A 15,178-nucleotide genomic window follows, 5' to 3' on the forward strand; every position below is an offset into this window, starting at 1 on the left:
CACGCTCAGGGTCGCCCCTCCCCCGGCGCCCGGTCCGCGACCTTGGTCGGATGCCCTCGCCCCTCCGGCGCACCTACGCTGTGCCGGTGCCCCTGCCCCGCATCGCCCGCACCCGGTCCGGCCACGTCTGGGGCGAGACGTGGCGGCTCGGCGTCGCGCTCCTCTTCGGCCTCGCGATCTGGGCCTCCGTGCAGGTGCAGCTCGACGACCTCGGCATCGACCCCCGGTTCGGCAAGGACTGGCTGCTCGTCGACCTCGCGGTCGGCATCGCGCTGACGGTGCTGCTGCTGTGGCGCCGCCGGTGGCCGCTGCTCGTCGCCCTCGTGACGACGGTCGTCTCGGGCTGCTCGTCGGTCGGGATCGGCGCGTCGGTCGTGGCGCTCGTCTCGCTCGCCACCCGGCGCCGGTGGCGCGAGCTCGCGCTCGTCGCGCCGTTCTGGATGGCGGCCGGCTGGGTGCACGCCGTCGTCTACCCGACCGAGCCCGAGGCGGTGACCCTGACCAACGTCGTCATCGGCGCGCTCAGCTACGCCGTCAGCGTCGCCATCGGCTGGGCCGTCGGCGAGCGCCGGGCCTTCGTCGCGTCGCTGCACGAGCGCGCGCTGACCGCCGAGCGCGAGCAGGCGATGCGTGTCGTGCAGGCGCAGCTCGCCGAGCGGGCCCGCATCGCGCGCGAGATGCACGACGTGCTCGCCCACCGGATCTCGTTGGTGGCCATGCATTCCGGGGCGCTCACCTACCGCACCGACCTCACCCCGGCCGAGGTCGCCGCGACCGCGGAGATCGTCCGCGACAGCGCCAACCGGGCGCTCACCGAGCTGCGGGCGGTGCTCGGCGTGCTCCGCGACGTGCCGGGCGACCCGACTGGCACGAACGGCTCGTCGTCGCTCCCGCAGCCGCCCCAGCCGACGCTGTGCGACCTCGACGGCCTCGTCGCCGATGCGACGACGGCGGGCGAGCGGGTGCTGCTCGAACGCTCCGGGGCGCTCGACGGGGTGCCCGACCAGGTCTCGCGCAACGCATACCGGATCGTGCAGGAGTGCCTGACGAACGCCCGCAAGCACGCGCCGGGCGCCCTCGTGCGGGTGGTCGTGACGACCGCTCCGGAGCAGGGCTCGACCGACCACGCCGTGCGCGTCGTCGTGCGCAACCCCGTGCCGGCCGGCCGGGCGTCGAGCACGGTCGACGACGTCGGGGCGACCGGCGGGGCGGACCGACGGGCCGGGCTCGTCGCCACGGGTGCGGGGCTCGGGCTGCTCGGCCTCACCGAGCGGGCCGTGCTCGCGGGCGGGGAGCTGACCTACGGCCCCGACCGGGCGGGCGACTTCGTCGTCAGGGCCCGGCTACCGTGGTCCGGATGAGCGGGGACCAGGGGCGCACGCGCGTCGTGCTCGTCGACGACGACGCGCTGGTGCGGGCGGGGCTGCGGATGATCCTCGGCGGCGCCCCCGACCTGGAGGTCGTCGCGGAGGCGGCGGACGGCCTCGAGGGCGAGCGCGTCGTCGACGCCCACGAGCCCGACGTCGTGCTCATGGACATCCGCATGCCGCGGCGCGACGGGCTCGAGACGACCCGCGCCCTCATGACCCCGGCCGCCCGGGCGGTGCGCGCCGCCCGCGGCCGCGAGCTGCGGGTCATCGTGCTGACGACGTTCGACGCGGACGACATGGTCGTGCAGGCCCTCCGCGCCGGGGCGCACGGCTTCCTGCTCAAGGACACCGAGCCCCGACGCCTCGTCGAGGCGGTGCGGCTCGTCGCCGCCGGTGAGCCGATCCTCTCCCCGAGCGTCACGGCCACGCTCATCGCGCACGTGGCCGGGCCGGCGGGCGGGTCGGGGCCGGGCGACGGTGCCGACGTGCGGCGCGGTGACGCCTCGACCCGGCTCGCGGCCCTCACCGAGCGCGAGCACGAGGTCGCCCTCGCGATCGGCCGCGGCCTGTCCAACGCCGACATCTCCCGCGAGCTGCACCTCTCCGTGCCGACGGTCAAGGCGCACGTCTCCCGCGTGCTCGACAAGCTCGGCGCCGACAACCGCGTCCAGATCGCCATCACCGTCCACGACGCCGGCCTCACCTGACCCGCCCGCCCGCCACAACCGCGCCCCGGCGCACTTCCCGCCGCCCACCCGCCCGTATGCCGGCCACAACCGCGCCCCGGCGCACTTCCCGCCGCCCACCCGCCCGTATGCCGGCCGCAACCGCGCCCCGGCGCACTCCCAGCCGCCCGCCGACCCAAACCCCCGCCACACGTGCGCCCCGGCGCACTTCCAGCCGCCCACCAGCCCGTATGCCGGCCACAACCGCGCACCGGCGCAGTTCCGGCCGCCCACCCGCCCGTATGCCGGACGCAACCGCGCCCGGGCGCAGTTCCAGCCGCTCGGCGACCCGAACCCCCGCCACACGTGCGCCCCGGCGCACTTCCAGCCGCCCACCAGCCCGTATGCCGGCCACAACCGCGCCCCGGCGCACTTCCAGCCGCCGGCCGCAACCGCGCCCTGGCGCAGTTCCAGCCGCTCGGCGACCCGAACCCCCGCCACACGTGCGCCCTGGCGCACTTCCAGCCGCCCACCAGCCCGTATGCCGGCCACAATCGTGCCCCGGCGCAGTCCCAGCCGCCGCCCGTCGCCCGCCCGCCGGGAAAGTCGGTGGACGGGTGTGGCTGCGTGCGCATACGGTCGCTCCCGTGTGGATCTCCTGACGCCCCGAGCCCGCCCGCGCACTGCCCCCGTCGACGACCGTCCGGTGCCAGTGCCGGGGCCCTGCCGAGCACCCAGGAACTCCCATGTCCACGACCCTCACCCTCTCCGGTGTCGACGTCGCCTTCGGCGCACGCACCCTCTTCTCCGGCCTCGACCTAACCCTCGCCGACGGTGACGTCGTGGCCGTCGTCGGCCCGAACGGCTCCGGCAAGTCGACGCTCATGCGCACCGTCGCCGGCGAGCTGCCCGTCGACGCCGGGACGATCCGCCTCGCGCCTGGCGACGCCACGATCGGCTGGCTGCCGCAGGTCGTGCCCGACCCCGCGGAGACGTTGCTGACGTATGCCCGTCGCCGCACGGGCGTCGCCGCGGCCGACACCGAGCTCGAAGCGGCGTCGGCCGCGATCGCAGCCGGTGCCGACGGCAGCGAGGACCGCTACGCCGCGGCCCTCGAGCGGTGGCTGGCCCTCGGCGCGGCCGACCTCGACGAGCGCCTGCCCGAGGTGGCGGCGCGCGTCGGGCTCACCGTCTCGCCGGACCGGCCGCTCGGGACGCTCTCGGGCGGGCAGGCCGCTCGCGCCTGCCTCGTCGCGGTGCTGCTCAGCCAGTACGACGTGCTCCTGCTCGACGAGCCCACCAACGACCTCGACGCCCGCGGCCTCACCCTCGTCGCCGACTTCGTCACGGCGCACGAGGGCCCGATCCTCATCGCGAGCCACGACCGCGCCTTCCTCGACGCGGTCGCCACGAGCGTCGTCGAGCTCGACGTGAAGCAGCAGCGCATCGGCCACTACACCGGCGGCTGGAGCGCCTTCGTCGAGCAGCGCCGCCTCGCCCGCGCGCACGCCTGGGAGGCGTACGAGGGGTATGCCGCCGAGCGCGACTCGCTGCTGGCGCAGTCACGCCAGCGCCACGACTGGGCAGACCGGGGCCGGCGCAACGTCGCCGCCGGGAAGGAGCCCGACAAGCACATCCGCGAGAAGCACAAGGCGCGTGCCGACCGCCAGGCGGCCAAGGGCGGCCGGCTCGAACGTGCGGCCGAGCGGCTCGACGCCGTGGAGCAGCCCCTTAAGGAGTGGCAGCTGCGCTACGCCATCACCGAGGGGCGCCCGTCGGCCGACCTCGTCGCGACCCTCTCCGAGGCGGTCGTCGAGCGGCAGGGCTTCCGGCTCGGCCCGGTGAGCCTCGCCGTCGGCCGGGGCGACCGGATCGCCCTCGTCGGCGACAACGGCTCGGGCAAGACCACCCTGCTCGCGGCGCTGCTCGGCGACCTGCCGCTCCAGTCCGGCCGGCAGGCTCTCGGCACGCGCGTGGAGGTCGGCGTCATCGACCAGCGCCGGCACCTGCTCGACGACGACGCGACGGTGCTCGACGTCGTGCGCCGCGAGCTCGGACCCCACCCGAAGACCGCGAGGGAGTGGCCGGTCGCCGACGTGCGCACGCTGCTCGCGAAGTTCGGGCTCGGCTCCGACCACGTGGCTCGCCCCGCGAGGAGCCTGTCGATGGGCGAGCGCACGCGTGCGCTCATGGCGCTCTTCCAGGGCCGTGAGGTCAACCTCCTCGTGCTCGACGAGCCGACGAACCACCTCGACGTCGACGCCATCGAGCAGCTCGAGGCGGCCGTGGCGGCCTTCGGTGGCACCGTGCTCGTCGTCAGCCACGACGAGAGCCTGCTCGACGGCATACGCCTCACCCACCGGTGGACGGTCGCTCGCGGACGCGTGCGGGTCCAGGCCCTCTGACACGGGGCGAGTCGCCGCGGGCACCATCGCGCCGGTGATCGCGTCCAGGGGACCCCAGCCCGACGTCTGGGCCCTGTCAGCGGGTGACGCTGCGGGTGCGGCTCCAGCGCCACACACCCGTCACGATGACGGCGCCGACGATCGAGCCGATGATGCCGCTGGGGCGCAGCGCGATGCCGTCGCCCGCGAGGAGGCTCGAGAGGAGGCCACCGACGAACGAGCCGACGAGGCCGGCGACGATCGCCATCGTCCAGTCGATGCTCCTGCCCTCACGGCCCAGGATGAGCTGGGCGGCCGCGCCGACGAGCATGCCGAAGAGGATCATGCCGAGAATGAGCATGCTCCGAGCGTAGGGCTCGCGGCTCGCCGGCGCCGCCCAATCGCAGGAGCGGGGTGGCGCACCTCCCGCGGACGCCCGATCTGCGCCACGCTGGACCCATGCCCGCCACCACCGTCGTCCTCTTCGGCGCCACCGGAGACCTCGCCAAGCGCAAGCTGCTGCCCGGGATGCTGCACCTGCACGAGTCGCAGCTGCTCGAGGGGCTGCGGGTCGTCGCGACCTCGCTCGACGAGCTGAGCCGCGACGAGTTCATCGAGCTCGTCTTCGCCTCGATCCGTGAGCACTCGAGCCACGACGTCACCGACGACGACCTGCGCGAGTTCGCCGACCGCATCCACTGGGTGCCGGGCAGCCTTGGGCCGCAGGGCATCCGGGCCGCGGTCGACGAGTCCGAGGCGATCCTCGGCCCGGACGCGTGGCGTCTGCACTACCTCTCGGTGCCGCCCAAGGCCGCCCTCGCCGTCGTGCACCAGCTCGCCGAGGCCGGGCTCGTCGAGCGCAGCCGCATCATCATGGAGAAGCCCTTCGGCACCGACCTCGCGAGCGCCCGCGCGCTCAACGCCGAGCTGCACGAGGTCTTCGACGAGGAGCAGATCTTCCGCATCGACCACTTCCTCGGCAAGGAGGCCGCGCAGAACATCCTCGCGTTCCGCTTCGCGAACGGTCTCTTCGAGCCGATCTGGCACCGCAACCACATCGACCACGTCCAGATCGACGTGCCGGAGACGCTCGGGCTCGCCCAGCGCGCCGACTTCTACGAGAGCACCGGCGCCTACCGCGACATGGTCGTGACGCACCTCTTCCAGGTGCTCGCCTTCACCGCGATGGAGCCGCCGACGGCCCTCGAACCGCACGCGATCAGCGAGGAGAAGAACAAGGTCTTCCGCTCGATGTCGCCGATCGAGCCGCACGACGTCGTGCGCGGCCAGTACGTCGGCTACCGCGACGTGCCGGGCGTCACGCCGGAGAGCCAGACCGAGACCTTCGTCGCGCTCAAGTGCTACGTCGACAACTGGCGCTGGGCCGGGGTCCCCTTCTACCTGCGCACCGGCAAGCGCCTCGCCGAGGGCGCCCGCATCATCTCGATCGCCTTCAAGGAGCCGCCACGCTCGATGTTCCCCGCCGGCTCGGGTGTCGGCGACAACGGGCCGGACCACCTCACCTTCGACCTCGCCGACAAGGCCCGGATGTCGTTGTCGTTCTACGGCAAGCGCCCCGGCCCCGGCATGAAGCTCGACAAGCTCTCGATGCAGTTCTCCATGCAGGAGACGCACTGGGCGGGCGCCGTGCTCGAGGCCTACGAGCGGCTCATCTACGACGCCGCGCGCGGTGACCGCACCCTCTTCACGTCGGCCGAGGGCATCGAGCGCCTCTGGGAGATCAGCCAGCCGCTGCTCGACAACCCGCCGATCGTGCGCCCCTACGACCCGGGCACGTGGGGCCCGAACCAGATCCACCAGCTCGTCGCGCCCTTCACGTGGCGGCTGCCCTTCGAGCGTCGGTGGCGCGACCCCAACGCGAGCGGCGCCTGAAAAGCCCACCGGGCCGGGGCCGTATGCCGTCCGGCGCGGGCGGGCGGGCCCGCACCCGCCCGCTCAACGGCCGTCGCTGACCGCCTCCTGGCGGGTGAAGCCCTTGTAGCGGGTGCCCTGGTGCATGAGGTGCCCGCGGTCGCCCTCGGCGAACAGGCCGTAGTCCGGGCCGGAGACCCGCAGCTCGCGCCGCTCGCCCGACGGCTCCTCGAAGGTGACGAAGTACGACGTGCTCGACGAGGTCGACGCGCCCTCGTGGCTGCGTCGGGTCACGTCGGTGCGCCGCGACACGACGAGCGCCTCGGTGCTGCGCAGCGGCGCCGACTGGTTCGAGCGCCACTGCGCCACGCCCTTGACGATCGTGAAGGCGAAGATCGCCACGACGGTCGTCGCGATGAGCCCGAAGAAGACGAGGAAGATCGTCGGCGGACCCGATGCCAGCTGGTCGAAGGATCCGAACTCGTCACTGATCATGCGGGCCCCTGGGTCTCAGTGGTGGGTGGTGGCAGCAGTATGACTGCCCGACCCGCCCGATCGGTTGCATCGCCGCACGGCCTCGGCGGCCGTCACTCGCCGGGGTAGACGACCCCCACCTGGCGACGGACGGCGTCCATGGTCTCCATGACGCGCACCGTGGTGGCGTGCGGCACGAGCGGCGACTCCGTCTCGCCGGCGACGAGGCAGCGGGCGAACTCGGCGGCCTCGTAGGAGAAGCCCCGCACGTCCTCCGGCAGCCCGCCCACCCGCTCGTCGACGACCGCGTTCGAGCGGTCGACGAGCCGGATCGTCGAGCCGGCGCCGTAGAAGGAGCCGGACAGCTCGAGGCGCGCCTCGGTGCCGGCGACGACGGCGGTGCAGGGCGTGACGCCCGACATCGTGCACGACAGCACGCCGTGCGCACCCCCGGCACCCGTGACCGTGACGGTCGACGTCGCGTCGACGCCGAGGTCGGTGAGCGTGCCCGTGGCCGAGACCGACGTCGGCGCACCGAGCACGAGGTCGGCGAACGACACGGGATAGACGCCGAGGTCGAGCAGCGCGCCGCCGGCGAGCTCGGGCTGCGAGAGCCGGGCCGGGCCGTCGGGGAAGAGGCGCTGCCCGTGGTCGGCGAAGACGGCGACGAGCTCGCCGACGAGGCCGGTCTCGACGACGTGGCGCACGACGTCGTAGTGCGGCAGGAACCGGCTCCACATCGCCTCGACGACGAGCACGCCCTTTGCCGAAGCGGCGTCGAGCACCTCGCGCGCCTCGGCGGCGTTGCGGGTGAAGGCCTTCTCGACGAGCACCGGCTTGCCGGCGCCGATCGCGAGGAGGGCGTGGTCGCGGTGCTCGGAGTGCGGCGAGGCGACGTAGACGGCGTCGACCTCGTCGTCGGCGACGAGCTCCTCGTAGGACCCGTGGGCGCGCGGGATCGCGAACTCGTCGGCGAAGTCCTGGGCCCGCTCGCGGCTGCGCGACCCGACCGCGACGACCGACGACGCGGTGCCGACGGCGACCGCGTCGGCGAAGGTGCGCGCGATGCCACCGGGCGCGAGCACGCCCCAGCGGATCGGCGGCGCGTCGTGCGGGTCGGGGGTGCGGGCGTCGGGCAGCCGGAGCGGCACGTCGATGGGCAGGGTCATGCGGTCACGTCCCGGAGGTGGTGGCGGATGTCGTGGGCGAAGTAGAGGGCGAGCGTGCGGGCCGTGAACGCCGAGCCGTTGCTGCGCCGGGCGGGCCACGCCCACTGCGTACCCTCCGGCAGGCCGTATGCCGCCGCCGCCGCGTCGCACGCCGCGACGACCTCGCGCGCCACGACCTCGGGGTCGGCCCGCCAGTACTGCCGCTCGAGCGCCGTCGCGTCCTGGTCCCAGTCGGCGAAGTGCACGGTGTCGCCGCCGCCGGCGAGCACCTGCCCGAGCCGGCCCCGCATGACGTCGCAGACGTCGCGCACGTGGCACGCGTACTCGAGCGGCGACCACACGCCGGGGGCGGGGCGGGTGCGCGCGTCGTCGCGGTCGAGCCGGACGGCATACCTGCGGCCGGCGTCGCGCAGGAACGCCGGCACCTGCTCCACCGCGAGCGCGTCGGCGTCGAAGCCGCAGTCGGGGCAGGGCCGCCGCAGCACCCACGTCCAGTCGGCGGCGTCGGGGGTCGAGGGCCCGGGGTCGGTGGGCTCGGTCATGCGCCCAGCGTAGGGCGGTGGCGCAGGGCGGCGGCGCCGGCCCGACGGCGCGGGTTCGGGGAGGGCGCAGGCGGGCGATACCGTATGTCTTCGTGCTCAAGGACTACCTGCCGTGGATCATCGCCGGCCTCGTCGTGCTGGCGCTGGTCGTCGGAGGGGTGGTCCTGACCCGCGTCGCGCCGGAGTCGGCGGCGACGCTGCGCCGCCGCCCGCGCCCACCGCGCGCGCACTTCCGCAACGGCGACGACGAGACCCCGGTGCCGGTCAAGCGCGCCGGCGTCGTCATCAACCCGACGAAGTTCGCCGACCTGCCCGCGGTGCGCGCCCGCATCTCGGGGACGTGCGTCGCGAACGGGTGGGGCGAGCCGCTCTTCTACGAGACGACGGTCGAGGACCCGGGCCAGGGCCAGGCCGCGCAGGCGGTGCGGGACGGCGTCGACGTCGTCTGCACCCTCGGCGGCGACGGCACGGTGCGCAACGTCGCGAGCGCCCTCGTCGGCACGGAGACCCCGCTCGGCATCCTCCCCGCCGGCACCGGCAACCTGCTGGCCCGCAACCTCGACCTGCCGGTCGCGCTCGAGTCGGCCGTCGCGGTCGCGCTGACGGGTCGCAACCGGCGCATCGACGTCGGCGAGCTCGTCGTCGGCGCGGTCCCGACCGGTGACGCGGCCGACGGCGCGGGCGACGCGGGCGACGTGCCCGAGACGCACCACTTCCTCGTCATGAGCGGCATCGGGATGGACGCGCAGATCATGGCGGGCACGAACGAGAACCTCAAGGCCAAGGTCGGCTGGCCGGCGTACATGGTCTCGGGCCTCAAGCACCTCGTGTCGCCCGAGTTCCGCATCGGCGTCAAGGTCGACGACGACCTCGAGTTCCGTCGCCGAGCCCGGATGGTCGTCATCGGCAACTGCGGACGCCTGCTCGGCGGGCTCGTGCTCATGCCGAACGCCCGCGTCGACGACGGGCAGCTCGACGCCGTCATCGCCTCGCCGCGCGGCGTCGTCGGCTGGGTGCCGGTCGCGACGCGCGTCGCGACGCGGCAGCGCAAGGGCCACCCGACGCTCGACCACAAGGTGTGCAAGGAGGTCCGCGTGCGCACCGACCGCCCGGTGCCGGTGCAGATCGACGGCAACGTCATCGGCGAGGCCACCGAGGTGAGCGCGCGCGTGCGCCCGGGCACCCTGACGGTGCGGGTCAGCCTCACCTGACCGGAGCCTGCCGAGTCACCCTGTGGGGATGACGCGCCGCCCGGGGGGCTGCGCGAGGCTGGGCGGCATGAACCCGGTTCTGGCGTTCGTCATCGTCATGCTCGTGTGGACGGTCAGCGACCTCGTGGCGAAGAGGACGAAGTCGCTGCTCTCGTCGCTCTTCGTCGCCTCGATCATCTTCCTCGTCGGCTTCCTCACCGACGTCTTCCCCGAGGACCTCCTCGCGAGCTCGTCGCTGCTGGGGCTGGCAGGGGTCGTCGTGGGCTTCATCATCGTCCACCTCGGCACGATGATCAGCCTCGACGAGTTCAAGGCGCAGTGGAAGACGTTCGTCATCGGCGTCGCCACCGTCGTGGGCATCGGGGTCATGCTCCTCGTCGCCGGGCTGCTCTTCGGCGACCGGATCAGCGGCGCGGCCGAGGACGGCTACGCGCAGGCCCTCGACTTCGTCGTCGCCGGCACCGGCGCCCTGAGCGGCGGCACCATCTCGGTCCTCATCGTCCAGGAGGCGGCCCTCGGCGTGGGCCTGACGAGCATCGCCGTCTTCCCCGTGCTCATCGCCGCGCTGCAGGGCCTCGTCGGCTTCCCGCTCACCTCGATCCTGCTGCGGCGCGAGGCGACCCGCCTCCGGGGTGAGTTCCGCGCGGGCAACCTCGCGCCGGTGGAGGTGGAGGAGTCGGCGGCGGCGGCGGAGACCTCGAGGCTGCCCGCCGCCCTGCGCACGACGCCCGGCACCCTCTTCGTCGTCGGCCTCGTCGTGCTCGCCAGCCTCGGCGTCAACCACCTCACCGACGGCATCCTCAACACCTTCGTCGTGGCCCTGCTCTTCGGCATCGGGCTGCGCACGGCCGGCATCTTCAAGCCGGCGATGCTCTCGGGCATCGACGCGTTCGGCCTCATGATGCTCGCGATCATGATCCTCGTCTTCGGCCCGCTCGCCACCGTGCAGCCGGCGGACGTCGGCGCCCTCGCCCTGCCGCTGCTGCTCGCCTTCGTCTTCGGGGTGGCCGGCATCGCCGGGGCCTCGGCGCTCGTGGGCCGGCTGCTCGGCTACAGCGTGCCGATGTCGGTCTCCATCGGGCTCACGTCGCTCTTCGGCTTCCCCGGCACGATGATCCTGTCGCAGGAGGCCGCCAAGGCCGCCGGCGAGACGCCCGAGGAGGTCGCGGCCATCGAGCACGCGATCCTGCCGAAGATGATCATCGCCGGCTTCGCGACCGTGACCATCACGTCGGTCGTCGTCACGAGCATCATCGCCGGGCGCATCGGTACCGGCTGAGGGTCAGGCGAACAGCGCCTGCCCCCAGTGCTCCCCGTCGGCCAGGCCGGGCGGGCAGGCGAAGACGGCCGAGCCGTTGTGCTCGATGTACTCGTTCAGCCCGTCTGCCTTGGCGAGCGCGCGCTGCATCGGCACGAACTGCCGCCCGGGGTCGCGCATGTAGGCGAGGAAGAAGAGGCCGGCGTCGAGGTGCCCGACGCCGTCGGAGCCGTCGGTGAAGTTGTAGCCCCGGCGCAGCAGGCGGATGCCGCCGAGGTGGCTCTCATGGGCGAGGCGCACGTGGGCGGTCACCGGGATCGCGGGCGCGCCGTCCGGCCCCTTCCGCGCGAAGTCGGGGGTGTCGAACTCCCGGGTGGCGCCGAGCGGCGCGCCCTCCTTCTTGTCGCGACCGATGACGTCCTCCTGCTCCTGCAGGCTCGTCCGGTCCCACACCTCGACGTGCATGCGGATGCGGCGGGCGACGAGGTAGGAGCCGCCGGCCATCCACGCGCCGCCACCGGTCTCGTCGTCGGGCGCCACCCACACGTGCTGCGCGAGGCCCTCGGGCTCCTCGGCCTTGAGGTTGTTGGTTCCGTCCTTGAAGCCGAACATGTTCCGCGGGGTGGCCTGCGCGGTCGAGGTCGACGACGTGCGGCCGAAGCCGAGCTGCGACCACCGCACGGCCACGACACCGAAGCCGAGCCGCACGAGGTTGCGCACCGCGTGCACCGCGACCTGCGGGTCGTTCGCGCACGCCTGGATGCAGAGGTCGCCGCCGGTGCGGCGCGGGTCGAGCTGGTCGCCGGTGAAGGCGGGGAGCTCGCGCAGGGCGGCCGGCCGCTTCGACGCGAGGCCGAACCGGTCGTCGAAGAGCGAGGGGCCGTAGCCGATGGTGACGGTGAGGCCGGATGCCGGCAGCCCGTAGGCCTCACCCGTGTCCTCGGGCGCGCGGTTGGGGCCGCCGCCGACGAGGCCGCCGGGTGCCGCCTCCGCGCCGGCGGTCATCCGCTCGGCCGCTCGCGTCCACTCCTCGAGGAGCGCCCGCAGCTGCTCGCGATCCTTCGTCACCACGTCGAGCGCGACGAAGTGCAGGCGGTCCTGCGCGGGCGTGACGATGCCGGCCTGGTGCTCGCCGCGGAACGGGACGGACGCGTCGAGCGCGGGCACGGTCGACGCGCCGGTCGACGCGCCGCCTGCCGCGCCGGCGTCGTCACCGCGCGACACGGCATACACCGTTCCGGCACCGGCCACGACGCCGGCGACGGCAGCCGTGCCCGATGCGCCGAGCAGCCGGCGCCGGCTCAGGCTCCCCTCGGTCACGTGGCCTCCACGACTCCGGGCACCTTCGACACCTGCTCCGAGAGCGCGTCGAGGGAGACCGTCAGCGCCTTGATGTCGGCGTCGGTGAGGGCCGTGTAGCTGACGTAGTCGGCGCCGTCCCGGTGCTTCGCCAGCAGGCTCGAGAGCTCGGTGAAGCGGGCGTCGAGGGCCTTCTGCAGCGCGGGGTCGCGCTCGGCGACGACCGGGCGCAGCGCGGCGAGCGCCTGGCGCGAGCCCTCGAGGTTGCCGTCGAAGTCCCAGAGGTCGGTGTGCGAGTAGCGCTCCTCCTCGCCGGTGATCTTGCCGGTCGCGACCTCGTCGAGCAGGGCCTTGGCCCCGTTCGCGATGGACAGGGCGGTCGGCTCGACCGTCTTGCTCTTCGCGGCGATCTCGGTGACGTCGGCGAGGAGGCGGTCGGCGATGGCGCCGGAGTCCTTCTGGAGGCCGTCCTTCCAGAGGTCCTTCTCGAGGCGGTGGTAGCCGGTGAACTCCATGCCGTCGGCGATGACGTCCTCACGGCCGTCGATCTTGGGGTCGAGGTCGCCGAAGCTCTCGGCGACGGGCTCGATGGCCTCCCACGGGTGGCGCGCCTTCGCGTAGAGCGACTTCGCCCTGGCGACGTCGCCGGCCTTGACCGCGGCGACGAAGCCCTCGGTGTCCTCGACGAGCTCGTCGGCCTCGGAGGCGACGAACGCCCTGTAGTCCGCGATGGCCTTGGCGACCTTGGCGTCGGTGCTGCCCTTGGCGGCAGTGCCGGTCACGGTGAACGGCGCCCGGATGCCGTCGCCGACCATCCCCGGCTTGCACGCGGTCGTCAGCGTGCCGGGCTCGGTGATCTCGACCTTGAGCTCGCGCGTCAGGCCCGGGGTGATGTTCTCGACCTCGGAGACGATGCGGTCACCCTCGGCGTAGAGGTAGAACTCGTTGACCTTGGTGCCGGTGTTGTTCACCTGGAAGGTGACGGTGCCGGCCTTGGCCGTCGTGGCGCTCAGCGTGCAGGCGGTGTCGGTGGCCTCGACGGTGATCGGGCCGCCGGCGCTGCCGGCGGCGGTGGAGCCCGCGGTGGCGGCGGGCTTGTCGGTGCAGGCGCCGAGCCCGAGGCCGGCGACGAGCGTCAGGGCGAGCGGCAGGACGGTGCGGGGCAGGGCAGGGCGGGGCATGGCGAGGTCTCCTGAGGTGCTTCGGTGCGAGAAGGGGTGCCGCGCGTCAGGCGGCGACGGTCGGGCGCGAGCCGGCCGGGGGCGCGGCGGCGGGCCTCGTCGGGGTGGGGCGGGCCGGGCGCAGGAAGAGGGTCAGCACGACGGCGACGTAGAGCGCCCACGCGACCGCCTGGAGCAGCGTCGTTGCGGGCGTGAAGTTGAAGATGCCCTTGAGCAGGGTGGCGTACCAGCTGCCCGGGTCGACGGTGGCGCTGACGTCGAAGGCCAGGGTCGTGAGGCCGGGCAGGAAGCGCGCCTCCTGCAGGTCGTGGATGCCGTAGGCGAGGATGCCGGCCGCGACGACCACGAGCAGGATGCCGGTCCAGCGGAAGAACACCGCGAGGTTGATCCGCACGGCGCCGCGGTAGATGAGCCACCCGAGCACGACGGCGCCGGCGAGCCCGACGACCCAGCCGATGAGCGGCTGGTTGTTGCCCGCGCCGGCGGCCTCGGTCGTCGCGTAGAAGAAGATCGCGGTCTCGAGGCCCTCCCGGCCGACGCCGAGGAACGCGACGAGGGCGATCGCGAACGGGCCGAGGTCGAGGGCGCGGTCGAGCTTGCCCTTGAGCTCGCCCGAGATGGTGCGCGAGGCGGTCTTCATCCAGAAGACCATGACCGTGACGAAGCCGACGGCGAGGATCGAGGCGCTGCCGCCGATGAGCTCCTGGGCCTCGAAGGTCAGCTGCTTCGTGCCGTAGGTGAGCAGCGCGCCGAGCGCGACGGAGAGGGCCACGGCGACGGCGACACCGGTCCACACGTGGCGCAGCGCCCAGCGGCGGTCGGACTTGACGAGGAAGGCGACGAGGATGACGACCACCAGGGCGGCCTCGAGCCCCTCACGGAGTCCGATGAGCGCGTTGCTCGCGAGCACGGCGTGCCCTCTCTCTCAGGATGTTCCCAGCAATTACGCCACAGCGACGTGACGGAATTCAGGAAAGCACAGGCAAGGCTTGCCTAACAACCCGGTGCCGGTGTCAGAGTCACCACATGAGCCCGCCGAACCCCTTCGCCGGTTTCCCGCCCGGCGCCCTGTCCTTCTACGCCGAGCTCGAGGAGCACAACTCGCGTGACTGGTGGCTCGCCCACAAGGCGGCCTACGACCGTGACGTCCGCGAGCCGATGCTCGCCCTGCTCGACGCGCTCGAGGACGAGTTCGGGCCGGCGAAGCTCTTCCGACCCAACCGCGACGTGCGCTTCAGCGCCGACAAGTCGCCGTACAAGACCCACCAGGGCGCGCTCGTCGGGACGGGGACGGTGCTCGGCTACTACGTGCAGGTCAGCGCCGACGGGCTGCGGGCCGGGGGCGGGTTCCGGGCCGCGAGCCCCGCGACGACGCAGCGATTCCGCGCCGCCGTCGACGCGCCGGCGAGCGGCACGACGCTCGAACGCGTCCTCACGGCCCTCGATGCCGAGGGCTTCGAGCAGCTCGGCGAGCGGGTCCGCACGACACCGCGGGGGTACACCGCCGACCACCCGCGCATCGAGACGTTGCGCCACAAGGAGCTCATGGTCGTGCGCGACCACGGCGCGCCGGACTGGCTCGCCACGACCGAGGCGCTGGACCGGGTGCGCGACACGTGGCGCACCGTGCGCCCGCTCCACGAGTGGGTCAGCGAGCACGTCGGCGCCGACTGAGCAGCACCGGCCCGGTCGGGCGGAAACGCCCGCGCGACGCGGCTCGCGGCGGGACCATCGGAGCGAGGAGTGGCGAAGG

General features: G+C 73.5%; 14 protein-coding genes. 7 read left to right on the plus strand and 7 right to left on the minus strand.

Annotated elements, in window-relative coordinates; genetic code table 11:
- The first annotated feature begins 86 nt into the window (after positions 1-86).
- From ABT295_RS13800 to ABT295_RS13810, 3 genes are all read left to right on the plus strand, one after another.
- Entirely contained in the window at positions 87-1,361 is a 1,275-nt protein-coding gene (locus ABT295_RS13800; protein WP_352394976.1) for a sensor histidine kinase, read from the plus strand.
- On the plus strand, positions 1,358-2,077 hold the full coding sequence (locus tag ABT295_RS13805) for a response regulator (protein WP_352394977.1): 720 nt from the start codon (positions 1,358-1,360) through the stop codon (positions 2,075-2,077). The genes ABT295_RS13800 and ABT295_RS13805 overlap by 4 nt, the downstream gene beginning before the upstream one ends.
- 704 nt (positions 2,078-2,781) lie before the next feature.
- Positions 2,782-4,440: an ABC-F family ATP-binding cassette domain-containing protein gene (locus ABT295_RS13810; RefSeq protein WP_352394978.1), complete on the plus strand. Its 1,659-nt coding sequence runs from the start codon at positions 2,782-2,784 to the stop codon at positions 4,438-4,440.
- A 76-nt stretch (positions 4,441-4,516) separates the two neighbouring features.
- Here the strand turns inward: ABT295_RS13810 and ABT295_RS13815 are convergent, their stop codons facing one another.
- A complete protein-coding gene (locus ABT295_RS13815; protein WP_352394979.1) occupies positions 4,517-4,780 on the minus strand; it encodes a GlsB/YeaQ/YmgE family stress response membrane protein in 264 nt (87 codons plus the stop codon).
- A gap of 98 nt (positions 4,781-4,878) precedes the next feature.
- On the opposite strand from ABT295_RS13815, the gene zwf reads away from it, so the two are divergent.
- Positions 4,879-6,312, plus strand: coding sequence for a glucose-6-phosphate dehydrogenase (gene zwf, locus ABT295_RS13820; protein WP_352394980.1), 1,434 nt, complete (start codon positions 4,879-4,881; stop codon positions 6,310-6,312).
- Positions 6,313-6,375: 63 nt separating this feature from the next.
- On the opposite strand, the gene ABT295_RS13825 is transcribed toward zwf, so the two are convergent.
- The 3 genes from ABT295_RS13825 to ABT295_RS21170 form a co-directional block, all read right to left on the minus strand.
- On the minus strand, positions 6,376-6,786 hold the full coding sequence (locus ABT295_RS13825; RefSeq protein WP_352394981.1) for a DUF2500 domain-containing protein: 411 nt from the start codon (positions 6,784-6,786) through the stop codon (positions 6,376-6,378).
- 92 nt (positions 6,787-6,878) lie between these two features.
- The gene (locus ABT295_RS13830; protein ID WP_352394982.1) at positions 6,879-7,934 is read right to left on the minus strand and encodes a Gfo/Idh/MocA family protein; all 1,056 of its coding nucleotides are present in this window, start codon (positions 7,932-7,934) and stop codon (positions 6,879-6,881) included.
- Positions 7,931-8,275 (minus strand): hypothetical protein, encoded by a 345-nt coding sequence (locus ABT295_RS21170; protein ID WP_502991154.1) that lies wholly within the window; start codon positions 8,273-8,275, stop codon positions 7,931-7,933. Before ABT295_RS21170 ends, ABT295_RS13830 begins: the two co-directional genes overlap by 4 nt.
- A gap of 293 nt (positions 8,276-8,568) precedes the next feature.
- On the opposite strand from ABT295_RS21170, the gene ABT295_RS13840 reads away from it, so the two are divergent.
- Both ABT295_RS13840 and ABT295_RS13845 read left to right on the plus strand, forming a co-directional pair.
- A complete protein-coding gene (locus ABT295_RS13840) occupies positions 8,569-9,687 on the plus strand; it encodes a diacylglycerol/lipid kinase family protein (RefSeq protein WP_352394984.1) in 1,119 nt (372 codons plus the stop codon).
- A gap of 67 nt (positions 9,688-9,754) precedes the next feature.
- Positions 9,755-10,966, plus strand: a complete 1,212-nt coding sequence (locus tag ABT295_RS13845) for a hypothetical protein (protein WP_352394985.1) — start codon at positions 9,755-9,757, stop codon at positions 10,964-10,966.
- Positions 10,967-10,969: 3 nt separating this feature from the next.
- Here ABT295_RS13845 and efeB read toward each other — a convergent pair whose 3' ends face one another.
- From efeB to efeU, 3 genes are read right to left on the minus strand one after another with little or no spacing between them, the layout of a single operon-like run.
- Positions 10,970-12,265: an iron uptake transporter deferrochelatase/peroxidase subunit gene (gene efeB / locus ABT295_RS13850; protein ID WP_352394986.1), complete on the minus strand. Its 1,296-nt coding sequence runs from the start codon at positions 12,263-12,265 to the stop codon at positions 10,970-10,972.
- Positions 12,262-13,425, minus strand: a complete 1,164-nt coding sequence (efeO, locus tag ABT295_RS13855; protein WP_352394987.1) for an iron uptake system protein EfeO — start codon at positions 13,423-13,425, stop codon at positions 12,262-12,264. Before efeO ends, efeB begins: the two co-directional genes overlap by 4 nt.
- A gap of 46 nt (positions 13,426-13,471) precedes the next feature.
- Positions 13,472-14,335, minus strand: coding sequence for an iron uptake transporter permease EfeU (gene efeU / locus ABT295_RS13860; RefSeq protein WP_352394988.1), 864 nt, complete (start codon positions 14,333-14,335; stop codon positions 13,472-13,474).
- Positions 14,336-14,451: 116 nt separating this feature from the next.
- Here efeU and ABT295_RS13865 point away from each other — a divergent pair, with 116 nt between their 5' ends.
- Positions 14,452-15,099 (plus strand): DUF2461 domain-containing protein, encoded by a 648-nt coding sequence (locus ABT295_RS13865; RefSeq protein ID WP_352394989.1) that lies wholly within the window; start codon positions 14,452-14,454, stop codon positions 15,097-15,099.
- The last annotated feature ends 79 nt before the right edge of the window (positions 15,100-15,178 follow it).

The sequence above is a fragment of the Terrabacter sp. NPDC000476 genome, assembly GCF_040300125.1.
Lineage (GTDB): Bacteria > Actinomycetota > Actinomycetes > Actinomycetales > Dermatophilaceae > Terrabacter.

Coding starts and splice junctions, on each gene's coding strand:
- ABT295_RS13805 (WP_352394977.1), top strand. CDS start 1,358: ATGAGCGGGGACCAGGGGCGCACGCGCGTCGTGCTCGTCGACGACGAC.
- ABT295_RS13810 (WP_352394978.1), top strand. CDS start 2,782: ATGTCCACGACCCTCACCCTCTCCGGTGTCGACGTCGCCTTCGGCGCA.
- ABT295_RS13815 (WP_352394979.1), bottom strand. CDS start 4,780: ATGCTCATTCTCGGCATGATCCTCTTCGGCATGCTCGTCGGCGCGGCC.
- zwf (WP_352394980.1), top strand. CDS start 4,879: ATGCCCGCCACCACCGTCGTCCTCTTCGGCGCCACCGGAGACCTCGCC.
- ABT295_RS13825 (WP_352394981.1), bottom strand. CDS start 6,786: ATGATCAGTGACGAGTTCGGATCCTTCGACCAGCTGGCATCGGGTCCG.
- ABT295_RS13830 (WP_352394982.1), bottom strand. CDS start 7,934: ATGACCCTGCCCATCGACGTGCCGCTCCGGCTGCCCGACGCCCGCACC.
- ABT295_RS13845 (WP_352394985.1), top strand. CDS start 9,755: ATGAACCCGGTTCTGGCGTTCGTCATCGTCATGCTCGTGTGGACGGTC.
- efeO (WP_352394987.1), bottom strand. CDS start 13,425: ATGCCCCGCCCTGCCCTGCCCCGCACCGTCCTGCCGCTCGCCCTGACG.
- ABT295_RS13865 (WP_352394989.1), top strand. CDS start 14,452: ATGAGCCCGCCGAACCCCTTCGCCGGTTTCCCGCCCGGCGCCCTGTCC.